Here is a 21,060-nt window from a genome sequence, read left to right as displayed (position 1 = left end):
GGATTGTGTTCATTTTTCTTATGCTTGGGAGGCCGGTTATTGGTTATGTGAAAACTGTTCTATTCTTCTGACAGCTCTTTGAGTTTGTTCAGAGCCTTGGGCCAGGTGGTATCAAAATAATCCAGGTAGTCCTCGGTCACATCGCTTTCCACGGTTACTGTGGTCATTCCGTTGTTTTCATGGAACGAATAATTCTCCAGTCCACCGGCCCATTTTTCAACCTCGGGACCTTCAGTGATCTCATTTTCGCCGTCCAAGATTCCGTAATGGCGAATGGAAACAAACCGGAACGGGACATTGTCTGCAATTTCGGATACCATTCCACCCTTTTTTCCATTTTCATCGGTTCCCACAAAATGGATTTTAGCCCCCTTTTCCCAGCTTCCCTCATAGGTTGAGGTTGGATTGAATTCAGCCGTCCATTGCTCGTAGGTCTCAATACTATCCATGCCAAGCATGGTATTGTACACCTGTTCAGCGGAAGCGTTGATGTTTATATGATATTGTATCTTTTTCATGCTTATTAGATGAGGTTTATTTCAATTGAGGTCTCTTTTGTGTTATCCTGACTGTTCTTGAAAAATTTATAGAAGGCATATCCAAGTTTTCCGGCGGCAACTACAATTCCAGCAACTGGGATAATGGTGGAAGCTCCGGATAGGATAAAATCCAAACCTTCCTTTCCCAACTCCTGTCTTTTCTTTTTCAATTGGATTTCCACATTCACGGGTTCTTTCGTGGAATACCAATTACATATTTTTTCACAGTATCTATTTAATGCCACTTTGACTATTTCCAGATTTTCTTCATTGGGCTCGTTCTGCCATTTTTTCAAGGCATATATATAAGCGTCTCCGTAATCCTCCCGTATTTTAATTAGGTTCAAGGGATTCTCGGAAAGTAGATTTTCAATTGGAGGTAATTTAACAAGGCACTTATCGTTTTCATCTTTCAATTCTGAAATGACATTGGTAGTTTTTGTATGCGAATTATAGGCTACATCCCCTAAAAAGTCAGTACTTAAGTCATAATCCGGTAGATTGACGGATGCATTAAAATAGTTGGCCATGTTTAAATGGTGGAGTTGCGTTGTCCACTTTGTAAATACCAAGGCGTTTTTCTGGATTGCCTTATCCTTGATTTTTAGAATATGATTTATGTTAATGTCCAAATCGGCTGGGATTCCAATGTCTTTTTGGAGTAGCTTCATCAATTCGTGGCGTTGTATACCACTATTCCCATTCTTTCTTGTGTTTTCGGCCGCTTGCTCTATAAACCCATGTCTCCACCTTTCCGTATTTTCCCAATGATCCTTGATACTGTTTTTTCTTTCTTCGTCTTTTAAAATGCCTTCGTCAAAGTTTTTTTTCGAAAGCTGTTCCTTCAATAATGCAAAATAGGATTCGCCAAGTGAAAAACCTGCTTCGTTGGTTTTTGGCCAATAAAATGTATGGTTGTCCAAGCTCAATTTTTCAGAAATTGAAAACAGGGTGTTGCGGGTGTGTTTGTCAAGTAATGGATTAAAACCACTATGGTTTCCAGAATATATTTCTTCCATATTCTTGTAAACATCTTCCAATGTTGAGGTTTTTTCGTCTCGATAAGCGGGAATGATCAAGCCAGCTTTTGAAGCCGCCTCGAACAGCGTAACACTTACCTTATCGTTATTTAAATGGCGTATTAGATTTTCCGATCCGAAATAGTAGGCCTCGTGAAGAATCAACTTGTCTTGAAAAAGAATGTTGAGTAAAAGACTTTTATCAAATTCATACTGATTTATGGAGTTTGCCATCATGTTATCGGCAGCATTGAAGAGTATGAACTGATTTTTCATAATCGTGTTTTTTAACATTGATTCCTTTGTAACGTATTTGACTACTGTAACCTAGCTTGTAACGAATGCGTTAACTCTTCCACCAATTCTGGATGTTGTTCAGCGACATTCTCGGTTTCCTTTTCTGCAGTTGCATGATTGTACAGTTCTGCAAACCCGTCTTCATGAAGTGTCATCCGGTGCGTTGAAGTTCGTATCGTTGAAGCATTGTTTGTATAAGCGATGGCTGAATGGCCCAATGTTTCCGGAGCTGTCAATATGTTTTTAAGGGATACGCCTTGGGCATGCCCGGGAGTGGTTATCCCTGCCAAATCACATAATGTGGGAAAAATGTCCAGGGTTTCCACTACGGCATCGGTCTTGGCACCTGTATGTTCCATTCCAGGGTAGTGGACTATCAATGGGGAACGTAACGACTCTTCGAACAAACTGTGTTTCCCCCAAATTGCGTGCTCTCCCAAGTGCCATCCATGGTCTCCCCAGAGGACTACAATGGTGTTTTTATCCGCTCCGGAGCGTTTTAATTCTGCAAGAACTTTTCCTACTTGGGTATCGGCATAGCTTACACATGCTGCATAATGGTAGCGTACCTCATCGGCAAAATCAATGTCCTTGTTGGGGTCCTTTCCCCAGCGGTTGTACTTCATGAATTCGCCCGAGTCATGCCATGTGGTTTTTCCTTCCGGTTTTTGAGGGTGCTCCACTTTTGGAAGTCCAACCCCATCGTATCGGTCCAAATAGGATTTTGGGGCACCAAAAGGCAAGTGGGGTTTAATGATTCCAACAGCAAGGAAAAAAGGCTTGTCATCATGGGTGGTGAGCTCTCGTAGTTGTTTCACGGCCTCATCCGTGATTGCACCATCCGGGTAGATATCATCACCTCCCTCCTCGGATTGAAAAACGTCCATATCGCCTGATTGTACCCGCATCTCCCCATGGGCCAGTCCATGCATTGCCCCGCGCGGATGTTCCCATTCCGCAACTGGCATAAGGTGTCTGTCCCACGCCTTGGGCATCTCAATTTTTGTGCTGTCATTCCAATCCTTGCCGCCCCTCCCTCCGGGATGGTGGGATACTTTCCCAACCGAAACCGTGGTATATCCCTGTTCTTTGAACCACTCCGGCATGCTTTGGTCTACTTTTGCCGCAGGGTCTTTCATGTTCTGTGCCCTACTAAAAAGCGCGTTATTTCCTGCCGGCCCGTATTGGCCGGTCAATAAGGTATATCTAGACGGGCCACAGCTTGGGGCATTTACAAAATGCCTTTGAAAAGCAACTCCTTTTGCCGCCAAGGCGTCAATGTTCGGGGAGCTGATGTAGTCCGCTCCAAAACTCTTCAGTTCCGGGCGGAGGTCATCCACACAAAGGATGAGGATATTGGGTTTTTGGCTAATCTCGGTTTGTTGGCAACCCGTTAGCATCAAAAAAGATAGCGCAACGAAAAAATATGGGGTGATGTTTCCAACTCTCATGCAAAAATGATTTTTAAGAATCGGTTTTTCATAGGATGGTTTCTTATAGCATTGGTTTATGGGGATTTAAGGTAGTGATTTTTGGTTAAGGAGTCACTTGGGTGATTTGGGGAGGATTTTAAGTATTCCCAAGCGTATTGAAAAGTAGGAGGGAACGGGACCATCTCTAGTTGAAATGCATTTTCATCCCTTCGTGCGAGGCGCTAAATCCAAGATCTTCGTAAAATTGAATCGCTTTTGGTCTTTTTTTGTCCGTGGTCAGTTGCAATAAATGGGCGTTTCTTTCCTTGGCCCTCTGTATGGCCCATTTGAACATGGTTTTTCCAATACCGAGCCCTCTTTTGTCTTTTCTGATCCGTACGGCTTCTATTTGCGCCCTGATCCCACCTTTATAGGTGAGGTATTGAATAAAGGACATCTGTAAAGTCCCGATGATTTCAGCCTCTTGGTTTTCAACAACAATCAGTTCTTGGTTAGGATCGGCATCTATATTTTCAAATGCGACAAGATATTCCGTGGGCAAGGGTACTTGATAATTTTCCCTTGTTTTTCCAAGTTCATCATCCGCGATCATTTCCACGATTTTGGTAACATCGTTTTGGGTCGCTTTTCTAAATTTCATTTTTTGAACGGTCTTGGTTATAATTTCGTTGTGGAAAGTTCTTGTTCAATAGTCATACATTTCCAATTCGTCAAAGTCTTTTATGTCAGAGAGTTTTACCAAATGTCCTATTTCAACATCACTCCAGGTTTCATTGAATACCTCATCTCCGCCTTCTGCATTTTCATTGGTGTTTTCTTTGATCAGTTTCTTTTTTGTCAAGAAGTTGATGCTGGTCTCTTTATTTATGATTGGCCCATAATTACTGCTTGAATCAAACCCTATCAATTCAAAATTTGAATTTTGAAATCTAAAAGTGTATTTCCAAAATCCATATCGGCCGTGTCCGTAGTGCAGGTACAATTTTTCATTATTGATCTCAACACTTAATTGGGGTGGAAAGTAAACCCCGCCATCTTCATTTTCGGATGAAAAGCAGTCATAATTTTTATCGGCTACACGGTAACCTTCAGCAGTTTTGAACAGCACAATGATTCCACGCCTATTTCTATCCACTTTTTGATCAAATCTATTGGTGACGATATTTGCCGTATCGGTCTTTTTGATCAGCACAATACAATCTTCCTGTCCATCATTGTTTAGGTCTCCATAATAGTTTTCAAACGCTGCATAACCTTTTGGAATAAAATCGGACGGTTCATGGTTTTGCGCCTTGCAAGCAGCTATTGTCAACAGAAAAAAAGGTAATAGTCTTAAGGTTTTGTTCATTCAATATCAACTTTGGTCATTGCCATGGAATTGTACTTCTATTCCGGTTTATGTACTTCAAGTTCGATTTCCACCATAAACTCAGGTAATGCCAATCCCTTGACTTCAAGCCAAGAGCCAGTTGGAAATCCGTTTTTATAAATTTCAGCCCGATATGCTGATTTTTGCAGCATTTGTGCCATATCAGTTGTAAAAATATCTTCTTTTACCACATCGTCAAATGTGCAACCAAAGTGTTTTAATATTTTGTCCAAATCGGCATAACAATTTTTCATCTGTTGTTCCAGATCGCCAATTGCCGTTGGATTTCCTTCATCGTCCATACTTACAGCTCCGGATATTTTAATATCATTTCCAATTTTTACGGCGTGGGAATATCCGTAGGCTTTTTCCACCTCAGGGCGCAAAAGGAAATATTCAGGTTTCTCGGGTTCAGCCAAAACTTCCTTTTCAATTTCTTTGGTTTCTTCCTGGTGTTTTTGTTCACAACTTTGGCAAATAAGGGCCAAAACTAAAAGTGTAGTGAGCAAGGTCAATCGGTTGGTTGATTTTTTCATAATTCAGATGGTTTGGGCCTACTTTGGTCGGTTTTCGGCTATACCGGTCACCATTGGGTATCGTTTTGAACGTATGGCATAACGATTTGCAAACCCGTTGGTTACGGTGTTTAAGGTAGTGATTTTTGGTCAAGGAGTTAGGTGGGGAATTTATTTATCGGCTACGTTGTCCTAAGGAAAGCGAACGGGTAGGTGAGAATGGCGCCATTACGTATAGCCACTGTTGTGTGCCGTTTTAATTTAATTTTACTCGTTGATAGGTCTTATTCCAAAAATTAGCAAATAACCTATCATCCAAAATTCTCCAATGGTTGCGGGTAGAATAAGAAATCTATTAAAGCTAAAATCAATTCCTGCGTAGCGGATAACGGTGCTAATTAGATAGCCAATACCACCTAAAACAATAACTCTTCCTAACCAGACAGGCATTCTTTTAGATTTGATGACTATATATCCCATAGGAAATAGCCAAAGCCCAAAGAAAAGACCACCAATACCCCAAGCATTTGAAATTATATGTTGAAAAACCTGAATTAGTAAAACTTTATCTTCCATAGCGCCTATATCAGAATTGGCAACACCTATGGCAGAGGCGATTGAAATTGCACTTATCATAATGGCTAAAGCATTCACCATTCCCCATATACCTAGAGTCCAAGCTTCCCATTCATAATTGTCTTTAAATAATCTATAAAACCAAACTGCGGTAAGTGCTTGTGATATTACTATGGCAAACTCTAATAGTAACCTAATTCTTGCAGTAGATTTTAGTTCCACTAAATTCGTTAGCGTTTGTTCAGGATTACCAGATACAAATATTTCAGAATGAAAGACCATAAACCCTAAAATCCCTGAAATGGCCATCAATAAATACCATACGCCTGTTATTCTGGCAGTTTTAATCGATTGCTTCTGTTCTTTATGTAAACCCATAGATTGTTTGCTATTCGTGTTCATAATAAATTTGACGATGTAACAGGATTATTGTTACAGTTTTGCTCCAATGGCATACAACGGTCTCGTATAACCGTCAGTTACGGGTTTATATGCGTTAATTTTCGGTTAAGCACTGACATTAGCAATTCCGAGTGGATTCGGACGTAGTCGAATCCGCCGTAATTGCGGTTATACATTGTTGGCGGTAGTTATTTTCCACTTAGTTCATTATTCCGGTTCCAAATTCGTGTTACGTTCTCAATATTTTTGTCAGTCATTTGTTGCATTCTGATTAGAGTTCTAACTCCGTGAATCATAATCATTGATGCTTTTCCAGTTTCAATGAAATATTTTAATTCAGTTCCATTTTCAAGTTCCACAAGTCCGAATGTCAGCGAATCGTCTTTATATCCCTTGAAATCTCCATATCCTTTATCTTTCGCATTAATCAAGTTTCCAAAACTTTCAGTTCCGTTCTCAATTGTAATCAGTTTTTGACTTGTCAGAATACTATAGTTTTCGGAATCAACTACAGTTGAACATATAATCAGTTCATTTTCCGTTAGGTCAAGATTCAGTCCTGTGTATGGAAAATCCGAATTCGATTCATAGAATTTAGTCCATTTAAAATCGTCATATGGTTTTTTTGTACTTCTTTTAATTGAAGCAACTGAAATATTATGTTTTGATTTATCGGTTTTGTTCATTCTAATTACCGCCAACGGTCTCGGCTATGATTTCGTTGTGGCTGGCGGCTGGTGAGCGACGGCGTGGGCCGGTGCGATTTTCCAGCGAGCCAGAGCCGCGTTACGAAAGCATTCCCGTGGTTAATAGTTTTCTTAAAAGTAGGGAATTTAGTTTAAGGCAGAGGGAACAATGAATTATAGCCAGTGTTGGCAGCTGTTTTTATTTTCCATTTAAACAGCTTATTTCGATGCTGTTCCGTAGAGGGGATGTAGATATTTTTCTCCCTCCTATTAATTCTCCAGTTTTCTGGTCATAGATATCATAGGTTTTTTCTCCGTCCATATTTATTTCCAGAATGGATTTTTCTCTGATTTTATTATGTAATATTTTTTGTCCAGCTTCTCCATTATACAATATGATTAAAGCCAAACTATCTTGAACTTTTATAAAAAACCTTTTGTCCAAATTACTTTTTCTATTTCCTTCCTTTTTGAAAGGTTCAAATAATGGAAAATATTCTTTTTTATTTGATTCAATAACTTTTAAGCATACTAGATAATTATTGTACTTGTTTTCCTTAATGCTTACGACCTCTCCTTTAAGTTTTAGGTCAAACTCATCAATGAATTTTCCTTTTCCACTGTCCAAAAAACAGGCTTTGCATAAAAAAAGGATTAGCGTAAATGATAAGATTTTGATTGTCTTTTTATAGGTCATTTTTGAAATAGCTGCCAACTTGTTTATATGGATGTAAAATACATCTATATACCCCCAATATAGGTATAAAACCGATGAAATAGATTATCTTTTATTTCTGCCCAACCCTTTAACCCATACAATTTCAAAGAGTTATCAACCACATTGCATTTAAAGTGTATATTTGCCTTGCTACACTTATCGAAATTAAGATGCCCTCTTCAACCTCATTGAATCAAGATTGGGCAGGCAAATGGGTGCAAGTCCCTAGACCTTCAAGGCATCGCTTTGATGAGTGTAGCTGTGACCTGTCCTCTTTGTTCAATTTTTAAATCTTTTGTTATGCTACACTCAAAAGGTCAAAAAAACTGTTCCTGTTGCACGCAGGGCGGTGCCGAAGATGAGGTGAAAATCACCCCCAAAATTTCCAAAATGCTCAGTCCCGCACAGGTACAACTGCTGGACTATACCCATTATCTGGATGCCCCGGATTTGGTCAAGGCCCTAAAATTGGTGCACGATGTTACCATCTACCATTCCCATGAACTCTTGGACGAGGCCGAGAAAGACGCCCTGTTCAGCGTTAAGGGGCTTTGGGAGTGCATTGAGCGCATCAAGGAGTAAGATCTAGGAATCAGGAGTTAGGAAATAGGGGTTGGGAATTAGGAGTTAGGTGGTGGGGTGGAGAAAGAAAAGGGCCGCAAAACATCCCTGAAATCTGATATCAGAACTCAGACGTCAGATATCGGATATTTATTTTGCGGCCCTTTGGTATAGTGTGTTGCCGGGTTACATTTCCCAACCCTCACGGTAGGTGCGGGTAACAAACTGGTTGGCATCCTCAAAGTTGGTGACCTTCATGTTGTCCCCGTCCCACAGCAACTTCTTACGACCGTAGAACTCCATGTTGCCATCGCCGTTGGGGCGTTGCAGCATATAACTGCGGATGGCCAGGTTGCCCATGAGTACGGTCTCGGTCATGGGACCGGCATACTCAAAGGATGAAGTAAGGCCCATATGCTCGGGACTTCCGTATCCTGCTTTGCAGGCATCCACCCATTTGCGTTGGTGGCCGTATTCAGGTTCCGGCATATCTTCCACTTCCGGACCGAATTCGGTGGTACCGTCGTTCAGGTACAGTTTGGGCGTCAATGGCGAACTGTCGTTGATGTTCGTGGAAATGACCCCGTTTTCGCCGTGGATCAACACGCCGTTTTGGCTTCCCGGACCTCCAATATCGCTATCGGCAGGGATGATCTCTGGGTGGGAGGGACGTATGCCTCCATCGCTCCAGGTCATGACCAAAGGCGCCCCTGTTTTTTCGGTGGCATCGTAGTTCAAGGTAATGAACGAGGTGGCCGGACACCCTTCTGGGTGGTAATCGGGGTTCCACATTTGGGAGAACACCGTGCCCACGCTACATTCGGCGGCAGTGGGGTAGCCCAGTTTCAAGGTTCGGTAGGGGATATCCACCAAGTGACAGCCCACATCACCCAAGGCACCGGTTCCGTAATCCCACCATCCACGCCAGTTAAACGGGTGAAGGTTTGGAGTATAGGGCTTCAACGGGGCTGGGCCCAACCAGAGATTCCAATCCAAATCGCTGGGTTTGCTGGAAGGGTCTGGCTCCGGCATGGCATAGCCTTGTGGCCAAACGGGTCGGTTGGTCCAGATTTCCACCTTGGTGATCTTGCCCAGTTTTCCGGAATCTACCCATTGTTGCACCATACCCAATAAAGGGTTGGAGCCACCTTGGTTCCCCATCTGGGTCACCACTTGCTTGTCGCGTGCCATTTGGGTCAGCATACGGGCTTCGCGGATGTTGTGGGTCATGGGTTTTTGTACGTATACGTGCTTTCCGAGTCCCATGGCATAGGCCGCTGCAGGACCATGCACGTGGTCCGGGGTACTGATGGTAACGGCATCGATGCCCTTTACCTTGTCCAGCATTTCACGATAATCATTGAAAAGCTTTGCTTTGGGGAATTTTTTCACCGTGTTCTTGGCCGATCCGGAAAAATCCACATCGCAAAGGGCCACCACCCGCTCACGGCCATTGACCGATGCATTGCTGATATCACTGGCACCTTTACCGCCCGAACCGATGGCCGCCAAATGGAGGCGATCACTGGGGGCCAAATAGCCGGGGCCGCCCAGAACGTGGCGTGGAACGATAAAAATACTGGAAGCCAGTGCGGTACTTTTGATAAAACTCCGTCTGCTGGAGGGGGATGGTTTTTCTTTCATTGCTTGTTAAGGTTTGTTGAGATTAATTTTCCCCAACAAGATAGAAAAAATAGTGTTGGGAATGGTTTGGTTTTTTGTGATGTTGATTTTGGGCCAACAGAAAATAGTGGGTTCCGTTGATGGCTTAATCAAATTGAACTGGCTTATTTTTTCACTTTCGGAGGGCGTGGTTTAAGAAATTGCTGTTGCTGCAGCTGTTGTTGGGGTCTTTGCGGCATCTGCTGCTGCTGTTGTTGTTGCTGTTGTTGCTGTTGTTGCTGTTGCTGTTGTTGCTGTTGTTGCTGTTGTTGCTGTTGCTGTTGTTGCTGTTGCTGTTGTTGCTGTTGTTGCTGTTGCTGTTGTTGTTGTTGTTGTTGTTGCCCTGACCTATGTTGATATTCTTCAACTTTAATAAAATTCGGATGCTCAACTGGAGAATCAATTTGGTGTATTTTGGTCAATGTCCATCCTAAACCTTGCCTTTTTTTCATGGTATTTGCAATAAAGCCATATAGTTCGATCACATTAATGGAATTTGGGATGATAAAATCTGCGTGTAGCGAATCTGATTCACCCGGTTCAATCTCAAATGGACCTTTGGACCAGTCCCATTTACGGTCGGCAATCAATGGCCATTCGACCTCGGTTCTATGCTGCTCCACGGGATCATAACCTATATTTATCCAGTATGTTACATCATCGGGAAAAGGGGAAACCTGTCGGAGTCGAACCTCTGCGTTACCTGACCTAAACACTACTGATCCAACATTGTCGATCTTCAGTTCAACATGTATCAGTGTCCAATGATTGAAGGTGCGGACATGGGTAATGGCCGGTACAATGTTTACTTTTGGCAATGCTAAACGTTGTCTAACAAACAACAAATAAGTCCATAGCCCCGCTATGATTATAGCTAGACCTTCAATGAGAATTTTTAAAATTTCCAAAACTTCTTTTAGCTCTTTCCAGTCCATTCAATCAAATGTGGTTAAAGTAAATAATAGAGATATTTTAAAAATATTAAATACAGGATTGATTTTCAAACAAAGAAGAATGTTTGTGCTAACTGTTGTTATTTCGAGTGAGTCCCGAAGCCTTCCGGAACGAGGAGAAATCTTCATTGCGTTGGATTTCTCACGCTCGAATAGCTCGGTTCGAAATGACAAATGAACTAGTGTGGCTGGTGCTTCGACTCTCCGGCCGCTCAGCAGCAATGTTATGATAAAGGTCATTTCGATATGAGGCACTTAGTGCCGATTGAGAAATCTTTTAAGTTAGATTGGATTTCTCACACTCGCAGGGCTCCGTTGGAAAGGACCAGTGTTACTTTTTGGCCTCCACCAAATCCAGTTGGTCCACGCTCACATTGGTGGTGAACATGCCATAGTTTACAATGGCCTTGCCCTTTTCCAGGGCATCTATACTGCCCACGGCCTTACCGTCCATCATCCGAACACGGTCGCCCACCTTAAAAACGGGTCTGGGTTTGTTCTTTTCGGCTTGGACCTCCTTTTTCTTTTGGATTTTCTTCTCTACCCGTACTTTTTTGATCTTTTGTTCCAGTTCTTGGGCCACCTGTTGTTGCTGTTGCTTTTTTTCCTTGGCCTTTTTGGCCGTGGTTTTCTTGCGCTTGCTGTTTTCGGTTTCCACAATGCGGAGCATTTCGGAGATCAAGGGGCGTTTTTTATTGTCCAGGAAGTATTTCTCGGCCGCCGAGTTGATCTTGTTGCCCAATTGGATCATCCGCTGGTTGTGGTCGTACAGTTCCTGATAGTTCTCCAATTTGGATTTGATACGGGAATTCAGTTCTTCCAAGCGGCTGGCCTCTTCACGGGCCTTGCTTTCCTCTTCCTTGAGTTTGGAGCCGGTCTGTACCATTTTGCTGCGCTCTTTCTGAAGTTTGGCGATCGTGGCATCAAAACGGACCTTGCTGCGTTCTATCTTTTTCTTGGCCTTGTTGATCAAAGAGTAGGGGATGCCATTCTTTTGGGCCACCTCAAAGGTGAAGGAGCTACCTGCTTCGCCCAATACTAATTGAAAGGTGGGTTCCAAAGTTTTGGAGTTGAAACGCATGTTGGCATTGGTGGCATGTGGCAATTCATTGGCCAACGCCTTTAAATTGGCATAGTGGGTGGTAATGACCCCGTAAGCTTCCCGTTCATAGAAAACCTCCAAAAATGCTTCCGCCAATGCGCCTCCCAATTCTGGATCACTTCCCGTTCCAAACTCATCGATCAAGAACAAAGTACGGTCGTTGCACTTCTTTAGGAAGTGGTTCATGTTCTTGAGTCGATAACTGTATGTACTCAGATGATTTTCAATGGATTGATTATCTCCAATATCTGTTAAAATCTTATCAAAAAGGCATACTTTGCTGCGCTCATGGACCGGAATCAACAGTCCGCTTTGCAGCATGGTCTGTAGGAGTCCAATGGTCTTTAGGGTAATACTTTTTCCTCCCGCATTGGGCCCAGAAATCACAATGATACGGTTCTCTTTATGCAGTTGAATGGTCTGCGGCCATGTTTTTTCGTTCTTCCGTTTGTTGTTCAAGTACAGCAGTGGATGATAGGCATCCCTAAGAAAAAGTTCCCGTTTCTCGCTGATTTCGGGAAGTAGGGCATCCATTTCAGAAGCGTACTTGGCCTTTGCCGCGGTAATATCGATATCTGTAAGGTAGGTCTGATACAGTTTTAAAAGGGGGGCAAAAGGCCTAATGCTATTAGTGAGCTGGTTGAGGATTCGTTGGATTTCTTCCTTTTCCTCAAACTCTAGATTATTGAGTTCCCTGGTGTGGGCCACAGTAGACTCCGGGATGATGTAGACAATGCTCCCGGTCTTGGAACTGCCCATTACGGTGCCCTTTACCTTGCGGCGGTGCATGGCCTTTACTGCCAATACCCTTCGGTTTTCAACAACGGATTCCCGGATGTCGTCCAGAAAATCTGAAGATTGATACCGCACCAGTGCCGCCGAGAAGCTTTGGTTGATCTTGCCGCGGACACTATTGATTTGCGAACGGATGTATCTCAATTCATCGGAAGCAGAATCCTTGATTTCCCCGAACTTGTCGATTACGTCGTCTATAGCGGCCGGAATCTCGGTATTCGGCTCCAAAGCTTCGGACTTTTTAAAAAGTAAAGGGTAATACTCCTTGAATTTCTTGAAGAATTTTTGATGGTTGGTAACCGTCTTACAAATGCTTGAAATTCGCCTGAAACTTGGGATTTCAAGGGTGCTGTTTTCAATTTTCAATAAGGACAGTTCGCTGTTGATGCTGTCAAAACCGTGGTTTGGAATCCGGTTGTCATTGGTATAGGAGGCCAAGTACTCCGAGGTTTGCCCCAGAACCTCCAACAACGCTTCCTTGTCGTCAATCGGTGCGATTTCCAAAGCGGATTCCTTTCCCAATTCGGTATTGCAACGCGAGGAAATCTGTTGCAATACGGTGGGGAACTCTAGATCCTGTAATGTTTTGGGGTGAATGTTCTGCATCTTTTTCAACTGGCGGCGTAAAGATAGGATTTTGGCTTGGGAGGGAAAAAGGGTTTTTGCCGACAACTTGACCATTTAAAAACATTCTATGCTTACATTTGAAAAAATAGCGCCTTTTGGCGCAAATTCTTATCCAATGGGCAGGGACAACACCTTAATTTATGTAATTGCAGGCATCATTCTGCTACACTTTATTGTGGGAATCGGTTATTTGCTCTATAAACTGACCAAGAAAAAATAATAAGCATTTATGGATGTGAATATTGATCCAAGCTGGAAGGCGCATTTGGAACAAGAGTTTCAAAAACCCTATTTCCAGCAATTGGTGCAATTTGTGAAACAGGAATATAGTGGGCATACCTGCTATCCAAAAGGCAAGGATATTTTTGCGGCCTTTGACCACTGTCCGTTTCAGGAAACCAAAGTGGTGATCATAGGACAAGACCCTTATCACGGTCCCAATCAAGCCAATGGGTTGTGTTTTTCGGTAAAGGATGGTATCCCACATCCACCTTCATTGGTCAATATTTTCAAGGAAATCAAAGTGGATGTTGAAAAACCGTACCCAACGAGCGGGAATCTGGAACGATGGGCCGATCAAGGGGTGTTGTTGCTCAACGCTACCCTTACGGTTAGGGCACATCAGGCTGGCAGTCATCAAAATAAAGGTTGGGAGCAGTTCACCGATGCGGTCATTAAAATGGTTTCGGAGCAGTTGAATGGGGTTGTTTTTTTACTTTGGGGCGGATTCGCCAAAAAGAAAGCTACCTTGATTGATAAGAGCAAACACCACATCCTGACTTCAGGGCATCCCTCGCCATTGAGTGCGAATAGGGGGCTGTGGTTTGGAAACCAACATTTCAGCACTGCCAATGGGCTACTTTCCCAACTGGGGAGGCAACCGATAGATTGGTGAATCTGATTGTTTGAATATGTAAAAACACGTTTCATTCGAAAAAATTCGAGTAATTCGTGTGAATCAGGGATTATTAGATTTTTGGACTATTTCCAAAGAAAACTCTTAACACCTTTTATATCATCAACTAAATTAAGGTCAAACAATCTCGATTGAACCTCGTTTAGTGTTTTTTCCGAAATCTGTTGCTGTCCCCAAGTGGTCTTGGATAGCCATTCCTGAATATCTTCCAATTTTTGTTCGTATCTGTTGGACAGCGTGCGGTCTATGCTTGGAATCTGTTTGAATTCTGCGGTGTAGGTGTTGATCACTTCCAAAATATGGTCTAATATTCCTGGATTTTCCTCAGAAAAAGCATTGGTTGCGGCCAAAACAAAACAGGGCCATGGGGTAGGGCAATCGCCCAACCATTTAAAGGTGCCGTCATCCACCAAAGGCTTGGTGGTGAAATGCTCCCACATAAAATAGGCTCCCGAACCGTTGCTCAGGCTTTCCACTGCGCCATCAAGATTATTGATGGTTTCAAACTGGAGTTGAGTGGGGTCCCAGCCTTGGTTTTCGGCATTGATATAGGCCATTAAATGGCTGCCACTACCCAAACGGCTTATGGCTACCTTGTCGTCTTTGAGCTCGGACACGGATTTCCTTGGACTGTCCGCGGCCACATGGATGCCCCAAAGTAGGGGTGAGGAGATGTACTCCATTACAATCTTACTGGGATTCCCTTGGGAGATGCTCTTGACCATGCCTTCGGTAAGGATGATGGCCAAATCCGTTTGGCCGTCTTGCAGCATTTGGGCCATTTTACCTGTTCCTTCGGGAACATCGGTCCAGGTCAGTTGTATTCCCCGATCTTCAAAAGCACCATCTTCCATAGCCAAGTGCCACGGCAGGTTGAAATGTTCAGGAACTCCAATAATTTTTACGTTTTTCATGAAGAGCAATCTTTAGGTTCCAAAAATACCCATTCCGTTTGGTATGATTTTTATGAAGGCCAAAAAATCAAGATATAAGATCACTTGAAACCAGTCTTTCAAGGGTATACTTGATTAGATCATCCACGGTCTTTCCTCCAGCTTTTGAAAACTCGCCAGTGGCACGGTTTGCAAGAATGGCATTCAAGGAAACAGCGCGGTGTCCATGCATTTTGGCCAATCCGTATATACCTGCCGTCTCCATTTCCAAGTTGGTTATCCGTTGATTTTGATAAGTAAATGCAGCTAGACGTTCGTTGAAATCGACAATCTTGGGGCTAAGGCGGAGACTTCTTCCTTGGGGTCCGTAAAATCCTGAATTTGTACATGTTATTCCAAATCGTATACGATTTGAAGTGAAAACATCCCCTAATGTTTTGTCGCAATCAACCGCATAGGGATGAATTTTGTGGCTACTCCACCCCAGAAATTCGTCAAACTTTTTCTCCAGGTCATCATTGGTGCACTGTCCAGATTCATAAAAGTGTAAAAGCCCATCAAGGCCAATGGCACTGGCGCTCATCAAAAAGGAATCTACAGGAATGTTGGGTTGGATGCTCCCAGATGTACCAATCCGTATAAAACTGAGCTGTATTTTATTGGATTTGACCTTTCGTGTTTCCAAATCAATATTGGCCAACGCATCCAATTCATTGAGAACAATGTCGATATTGTCGGTCCCAATACCTGTGGAGAGTACAGTAATGCGTTTTCCTTTAAGATGCCCTGTATGGGTGCGGAACTCTCTCTTCTGTTTTTTAACCTCAATGGAATCAAAGTACTTGCTTACCGAAGAAACACGGTCAGGGTCGCCAACGGTAATAATGGTCGTTGCAATATCCTCCGGAAGAAGATTGAGATGGTAAATACTGCCATCAGGGTTCAGAATCAATTCTGAGTTTCCTAAGGACATTTTAGAGTTTTAGAATACGGTCTGTGGATGTATTGTATAGAAAGTTATACTTTAAAGAACCTCCAAGATACAGTTGATTATCACGTATTTGAGAATAATAATTGGTTTGATTATCCAAAACCTCCTTGCCTTTTTTGGTAAGTCTTACCGGATTAAAGGAACTGAACAATGGGCGTAATGAAGTGATGATGCGTTCGTATTGCGTATCGCCAAAACCGTAATACCCTTGATCGCTCAAAAGAGTTCCCAATAATTCTTTTCTTGATTTTGGCTTTTGGTTGAGGGATGTTTCCAAAACCTTGTTTTCCAATTCGTTGAGGCCATTTTTTATGGATGGGAAGCGTTTCAAGTGGGTTTTCAAAGCATCCGCTAGGTATTCAAACTGAAAATCGTTGTGGGCAATCAGGTTTTCCAATCGAATAGGATTGTCGCTACAGTACAATTGCCAAACATAATCGGCAAATTCAATATCGTCCTGGGTAAGTATGGTCCTTTCTTCGTAGAGTTCTAAAAGCTTTTCATTGCTTAATTCGTTAAGACCGTACATCTTATTCGTGTCATCTTCTTTTCCGCTGCAAACCAAGGATATCTCGGCGTGTCTTCTGTGGGTCTTGAGCCAACTTAGAACGGCAAGCATGTTTATTTGGCAGAAGAGGTCGTATTCAAACCAGAGGACAATCTGGTCCTGCTGTTTGTGGTTGCATAAAGATCGGTACTCCTTCAAGGTCTTTTCAACAAACCACGACTTGGTGACCTTGTAGTTTTTGCTTAAAAAATCGAATCTTGTTTTCCAAAAGGATTCGCTGCCTACGGTGCAGAGGGTCTTTCCTTCGCAGAGCATTTCGCGCCATGTGATGATGTCTCCCTTTAACTGCAGTGATTGTAATCTTGACGTGAAACCGTCGCCGTTGGTAATGTGCAACAGTGATTTCATTTTCAGTTCAGTTTTCGTTGGTTAGGAAGAATAAAAGTAAGGTTTAAACCAAAAACACAAAAATTTTTTCGTAAAACATTGGTTATCAATGTTGAAATTTAACAGGGTTGAAACGTAAAACAGACTTTTTAAAAAGCATGTAATCAACCTCCTACCCGTTTTACCGAAAAACCATGGTCTTTTAAAAATGCCATGATTTTGTCACGATAATCCCCTTGTATGATGATGGACTCTTTCTTGTAACTCCCGCCAACCCCTAAATAGGTTTTAAGGTCTTTTGTCAATTTTTTAAAATCGGAATCCGCTCCATTGTATCCATCCAAAATGGTGACCGGTTTTCCTTTTCGTTTTTCGTATTTGCAGATGATTGGGTCGTCTTGTAGCCAATACGATGGTGCTTCCTGTTCCGTGTTTTCCACTTCTTCAGGTTCGTGGTCCGGAAAAAGGTTTTTCAATTGATCTTGTAGGTCCATAAATTATTTTTTCACCAATCCCAATTCTACGAGTCGTTCGTGTAAATATTCCCCGGCGGTGGTATCCTCAAAGGCTTTGGGATGTTCTTCGTCAATACAATCTTCAAGACAATTGAGCGGCATGTCGCTCACAGGATGCATAAAGAAAGGTATGGAGTACCGCGAAGTGCCCCACAGTTCCCTGGGAGGGTTCACTACTTGGTGTATGGTTGATTTGAGTTTGTTGTTGGTCAAGCGGGAGAGCATATCGCCTACATTGATCATCAACTGGTCGGGGCGTGCAATGGCATCTACCCATTCGCCTTCATGGTTCTGGACCTGCAATCCTTTTCCATGGGCGCCCATAAGAAGGGTAATCAAATTGATGTCCCCGTGAGCTGCGGCTCGCACCGCATTCTTGGGTTCTTGGGTAATGGGAGGGTAGTGAATAGGACGGAGAATGGAATTCCCATTTTTGATGTAATCGTCAAAATAGGTTTCCTCCAGCCCCAAATGAAGGGCCAAGGCCCGTAGCACATATTGGGCGGTCTTCTCCAGCATTTTGTAGGTTTCCTTTCCCACGGTATTGAACTCGGGCAACTCGCTAACAGTTACATTGTCCGGGTACTCCGCTTCCAACGTTGGATTGTTTTCCACATATTGTCCAAAATGCCAAAATTCTTTCAGGTCACCTTCCTTTTTTCCCTTGGCATGCTCTTTTCCGAAGGAGGTATAGCCCCTTTGTCCTCCAATGCCCTCAATTTCGTAGGTATCCTTGACGTCTTGTGGCAATTGGAAGAACTTTTTGATTTCGGCATAGAGTTGGTCTACCAGTTCGTCTGAAAGAAAATGACCGCTAAGGGCCACAAAACCGATATCTTCAAATGCAGCACCGATTTCTTTGACAAACTTTTGTTTTCTAGCCGGATCTCCTGAAACAAAATCCTCCAGGTTTACACTTGGAATTGCGCTCATGTCGTCAATTTTGGATTACATTCAAAAGTAATGATTTCAATGGAACGATTGGGAATTTCACAAAATATGAATGCTTTTTTTCTACTTTTATCAAACACCAATTTTAGGATATGCGATACCATATAGGGGATTTGGGCCAACAGAAATTACGGGACTTGTATACGGCAATGTTAAAGCCAAGAATGATAGAAGAAAAGATGTTGGTGCTGTTACGGCAGGGGAAGATTTCCAAATGGTTCAGCGGGATTGGGCAAGAGGCCATCTCGGTCGGTGTCACCCATGCCCTGAAGTCTGAGGAGTACATTTTGCCCATGCATAGGAACTTGGGGGTGTTCACTTCTCGAAATATTCCCTTACACCGTCTTTTTGCACAATGGCAAGGAAAGCAAAGTGGTTTTACCCAAGGGCGTGACCGAAGCTTTCACTTTGGCACTCAGGAATACAAGATTGTGGGGATGATATCGCATTTGGGCCCTCAATTGGGAGTGGCCGATGGAATTGCTCTGGCCAATATGTTGAAACGGAACAAGCAGGTAACCGCAGTTTTTACCGGTGAAGGAGCCACTAGCGAAGGTGATTTTCATGAAGCGCTCAATGTGGCCTCGGTTTGGAACCTTCCTGTGCTGTTCTGTATTGAAAATAACGGCTATGGTCTGTCCACACCCACCAATGAGCAGTACAATTGCGAGAATCTGGCAGATAGGGCCAGGGGCTATGGGATGGAATCCCGAATTATTGATGGGAACAATATTTTGGAGGTTTATACCAAGGTCGATGAGATTTGTAGGACCATTCGCAAACGCCCCCGTCCCATTCTTCTCGAATTCAAGACTTTTCGCATGCGTGGACATGAAGAGGCTAGCGGTACCAAGTACGTTCCTGAAAATTTGATGAAGAAATGGGCCAAGAAGGACCCTATCGCCAACTACGAATCTTTTTTATTGGATGAAAACCTGGTCTCTATGGAAGAAATAGAAGCGCTGAAGGAGCGGATATCGGCGGAAATCAATGAAAATCTGCAAATGGCCTTTGATGAACCCGCTATTTCTTCAACTGAAAGTAAAGAATTAAGTGAGGTATATCAAGAATTTAAATATGAATTAGTTAAAAATAATAGCGAAACAAAGAATATTCGTTTTGTAGATGCCATTTCCGAAGGTTTGGAACAATCCATGTACCGTCATAATGAGCTCATTCTTATGGGACAGGATATTGCCGATTACGGTGGGGTTTTTAAGATTACCGAAGGGTTCATTTCAAAGTTTGGAAAGAGTCGTGTGCGAAATACACCCATTTGCGAATCGGTGATTGTGTCAGCAGCCATGGGCCTTTCCATCAATGGCATGAAGGCCGTGGTGGAAATGCAGTTTGCGGATTTTGTGAGCAGCGGATTCAATCCCATAGTGAACTATTTGGCCAAAGTACATTACCGATGGAATGAAAAAGCCGATGTAGTGATACGAATGCCTTGTGGTGGCGGGGTTGGGGCAGGACCGTTCCACTCCCAGACCAATGAGGCTTGGTTTACTAAAGTTCCAGGGCTCAAGGTGGTGTATCCTGCTTTCCCGCATGATGCCAAAGGATTGTTGAATACGGCCATCAATGACCCCAATCCTGTGTTGTTCTTTGAGCACAAAGGATTGTACAGGAGTGTCTATGGTGATGTGCCATCAGGCTATTACACTTTACCCTTGGGAAAGGCGAGTTTGGTGAAAGAGGGGGAAGCGGTTTCCATAGTAAGTTACGGTGCCGGGGTACATTGGGCCTTGGAGGTGTTGGAAAAACATCCGGAAATTGAAGCGGATCTCGTAGATTTGTGTACGCTGCAACCTCTGGACGCTGATGCTGTCTATACCTCGGTAAGAAAGACAGGGAAGCTCATCATATTGCAAGAAGATACGTTATTTGGCGGTATTGCGAGTGATATCTCGGCAATGGTCATGGAAAATTGTTTTGAACATTTGGACGCACCCGTAAAAAGGGTGGGGAGTTTGGAAACACCGGTACCATTCGCTAGGGAATTGGAGGAGAATTACCTGCCCAAGAAAAGATTTGAAACAGCATTATTGGAGCTGTACAATTATTGAATTACTGACGCATTAACAATTTTTTAATACCCCAAGAGGACATTTTAGGTGTCTCACTCGTATATATGTAAACTTAAACTCCAATTCTTATGGTAAAACAATCATTTTTAATCATTGCACTGGCAGGACTTTTACTTACGTCTTGCTCCGTGTCCAAAAGCGCAAGAACGCAACGTAACCTTTTTAGTGGTACGTGGATTTTGGACAACATTTCCTACGAGAACAATTCAGGCAATTTTAAATCCGTCATCTTCAATGATGCCGAAGATATCTGCTTTGAGGGAAGCCAATGGTTCTTCAGGGACAACAACAGTACCGGAAGATACACCATTAACCAAAGCACCCTCTGCCAAGGCGGAGACCGTTTTTTCAGATGGTCCGTGGTGGAGCCCTCTCAGAACTACAGCAGTCAATTGCAGTTCAAGTTCATCGATGAAAATCGCAAGGACATTTCCGGAGGATATGGGTATCGATTGAATATCGTTAACCTTTCGGAGCAAAATATGACACTGAAATCCAACGTTTCGGTGGATGGACAGCCAGTAACCATAGTTTATGAATTCACAAAAAGCTAAC

At 43.0% G+C, this 21,060-nt stretch carries 22 protein-coding genes; 5 read left to right on the top strand and 17 right to left on the bottom strand.

Annotated elements, in window-relative coordinates:
* Positions 1-59: 59 nt before the first annotated feature.
* The 9 genes from DN53_RS00420 to DN53_RS00380 all read right to left on the bottom strand — a co-directional run bounded on the left by DN53_RS00420 (position 60) and on the right by DN53_RS00380 (position 7,464).
* On the bottom strand, positions 60-518 hold the full coding sequence (locus DN53_RS00420) for an SRPBCC domain-containing protein (protein ID WP_129652457.1): 459 nt from the start codon (positions 516-518) through the stop codon (positions 60-62).
* 5 nt (positions 519-523) lie between these two features.
* On the bottom strand, positions 524-1,834 hold the full coding sequence (locus DN53_RS00415; protein WP_129652456.1) for a hypothetical protein: 1,311 nt from the start codon (positions 1,832-1,834) through the stop codon (positions 524-526).
* A 41-nt stretch (positions 1,835-1,875) separates the two neighbouring features.
* The gene (locus tag DN53_RS00410) at positions 1,876-3,306 is read right to left on the bottom strand and encodes a sulfatase (protein WP_129652455.1); all 1,431 of its coding nucleotides are present in this window, start codon (positions 3,304-3,306) and stop codon (positions 1,876-1,878) included.
* Between the two features lie 166 nt (positions 3,307-3,472).
* Positions 3,473-3,928, bottom strand: a complete 456-nt coding sequence (locus tag DN53_RS00405; RefSeq protein ID WP_129652454.1) for a GNAT family N-acetyltransferase — start codon at positions 3,926-3,928, stop codon at positions 3,473-3,475.
* A gap of 45 nt (positions 3,929-3,973) precedes the next feature.
* A complete protein-coding gene (locus DN53_RS00400; RefSeq protein WP_129652453.1) occupies positions 3,974-4,636 on the bottom strand; it encodes a hypothetical protein in 663 nt (220 codons plus the stop codon).
* Positions 4,637-4,674: 38 nt separating this feature from the next.
* Complete coding sequence (locus tag DN53_RS00395) at positions 4,675-5,193, bottom strand: RidA family protein (protein WP_129652452.1); 519 nt, start codon at positions 5,191-5,193, stop codon at positions 4,675-4,677.
* A 246-nt stretch (positions 5,194-5,439) separates the two neighbouring features.
* Entirely contained in the window at positions 5,440-6,150 is a 711-nt protein-coding gene (locus DN53_RS00390) for a DUF4386 domain-containing protein (RefSeq protein WP_242502036.1), read from the bottom strand.
* 188 nt (positions 6,151-6,338) lie between these two features.
* Positions 6,339-6,836, bottom strand: coding sequence for a hypothetical protein (locus tag DN53_RS00385; protein ID WP_129652451.1), 498 nt, complete (start codon positions 6,834-6,836; stop codon positions 6,339-6,341).
* Positions 6,837-7,035: 199 nt separating this feature from the next.
* Positions 7,036-7,464, bottom strand: a complete 429-nt coding sequence (locus DN53_RS00380; protein ID WP_165357197.1) for a hypothetical protein — start codon at positions 7,462-7,464, stop codon at positions 7,036-7,038.
* 390 nt (positions 7,465-7,854) lie between these two features.
* Between DN53_RS00380 and DN53_RS00375 the strand changes: the two genes are divergently transcribed.
* A complete protein-coding gene (locus DN53_RS00375; protein ID WP_129652449.1) occupies positions 7,855-8,136 on the top strand; it encodes a hypothetical protein in 282 nt (93 codons plus the stop codon).
* 165 nt (positions 8,137-8,301) lie between these two features.
* Here the strand turns inward: DN53_RS00375 and DN53_RS00370 are convergent, their stop codons facing one another.
* The 3 genes from DN53_RS00370 to DN53_RS00360 form a co-directional block, all read right to left on the bottom strand.
* Entirely contained in the window at positions 8,302-9,759 is a 1,458-nt protein-coding gene (locus tag DN53_RS00370) for a Gfo/Idh/MocA family protein (RefSeq protein WP_129652448.1), read from the bottom strand.
* A gap of 143 nt (positions 9,760-9,902) precedes the next feature.
* Complete coding sequence (locus DN53_RS17990) at positions 9,903-10,712, bottom strand: hypothetical protein (protein ID WP_207211058.1); 810 nt, start codon at positions 10,710-10,712, stop codon at positions 9,903-9,905.
* A gap of 349 nt (positions 10,713-11,061) precedes the next feature.
* Complete coding sequence (locus DN53_RS00360) at positions 11,062-13,233, bottom strand: endonuclease MutS2 (protein ID WP_129653319.1); 2,172 nt, start codon at positions 13,231-13,233, stop codon at positions 11,062-11,064.
* A gap of 88 nt (positions 13,234-13,321) precedes the next feature.
* On the opposite strand from DN53_RS00360, the gene DN53_RS17835 reads away from it, so the two are divergent.
* Positions 13,322-13,474, top strand: a complete 153-nt coding sequence (locus tag DN53_RS17835; protein ID WP_165357190.1) for a hypothetical protein — start codon at positions 13,322-13,324, stop codon at positions 13,472-13,474.
* Between the two features lie 9 nt (positions 13,475-13,483).
* Positions 13,484-14,149, top strand: a complete 666-nt coding sequence (locus DN53_RS00355; protein WP_129652447.1) for a uracil-DNA glycosylase — start codon at positions 13,484-13,486, stop codon at positions 14,147-14,149.
* Between the two features lie 86 nt (positions 14,150-14,235).
* Here the strand turns inward: DN53_RS00355 and DN53_RS00350 are convergent, their stop codons facing one another.
* The 5 genes from DN53_RS00350 to DN53_RS00330 form a co-directional block, all read right to left on the bottom strand.
* Entirely contained in the window at positions 14,236-15,084 is an 849-nt protein-coding gene (locus DN53_RS00350; RefSeq protein ID WP_129652446.1) for a substrate-binding domain-containing protein, read from the bottom strand.
* Positions 15,085-15,151: 67 nt separating this feature from the next.
* Positions 15,152-16,036 (bottom strand): nucleoside phosphorylase, encoded by an 885-nt coding sequence (locus DN53_RS00345; protein ID WP_129652445.1) that lies wholly within the window; start codon positions 16,034-16,036, stop codon positions 15,152-15,154.
* Position 16,037: 1 nt separating this feature from the next.
* A complete protein-coding gene (locus DN53_RS00340) occupies positions 16,038-16,970 on the bottom strand; it encodes a DUF1835 domain-containing protein (RefSeq protein ID WP_129652444.1) in 933 nt (310 codons plus the stop codon).
* Positions 16,971-17,113: 143 nt separating this feature from the next.
* Complete coding sequence (locus DN53_RS00335; RefSeq protein WP_129652443.1) at positions 17,114-17,443, bottom strand: translation initiation factor; 330 nt, start codon at positions 17,441-17,443, stop codon at positions 17,114-17,116.
* A gap of 3 nt (positions 17,444-17,446) precedes the next feature.
* A complete protein-coding gene (locus DN53_RS00330) occupies positions 17,447-18,397 on the bottom strand; it encodes an isopenicillin N synthase family dioxygenase (RefSeq protein WP_129652442.1) in 951 nt (316 codons plus the stop codon).
* A gap of 110 nt (positions 18,398-18,507) precedes the next feature.
* On the opposite strand from DN53_RS00330, the gene DN53_RS00325 reads away from it, so the two are divergent.
* Together DN53_RS00325 and DN53_RS00320 are read left to right on the top strand one after the other, a co-directional pair.
* Entirely contained in the window at positions 18,508-20,484 is a 1,977-nt protein-coding gene (locus DN53_RS00325) for an alpha-ketoacid dehydrogenase subunit alpha/beta (RefSeq protein ID WP_129652441.1), read from the top strand.
* Positions 20,485-20,573: 89 nt separating this feature from the next.
* Positions 20,574-21,059, top strand: coding sequence for a lipocalin family protein (locus DN53_RS00320; protein ID WP_129652440.1), 486 nt, complete (start codon positions 20,574-20,576; stop codon positions 21,057-21,059).
* Position 21,060 lies beyond the last annotated feature (1 nt).

Origin of the sequence: Flagellimonas olearia (genome assembly GCF_004150225.1) — a bacterium.
Taxonomy (GTDB): Bacteria; Bacteroidota; Bacteroidia; order Flavobacteriales; family Flavobacteriaceae; genus Flagellimonas; species Flagellimonas olearia.
This window is presented reverse-complemented; position numbering and strand designations above follow the sequence as displayed.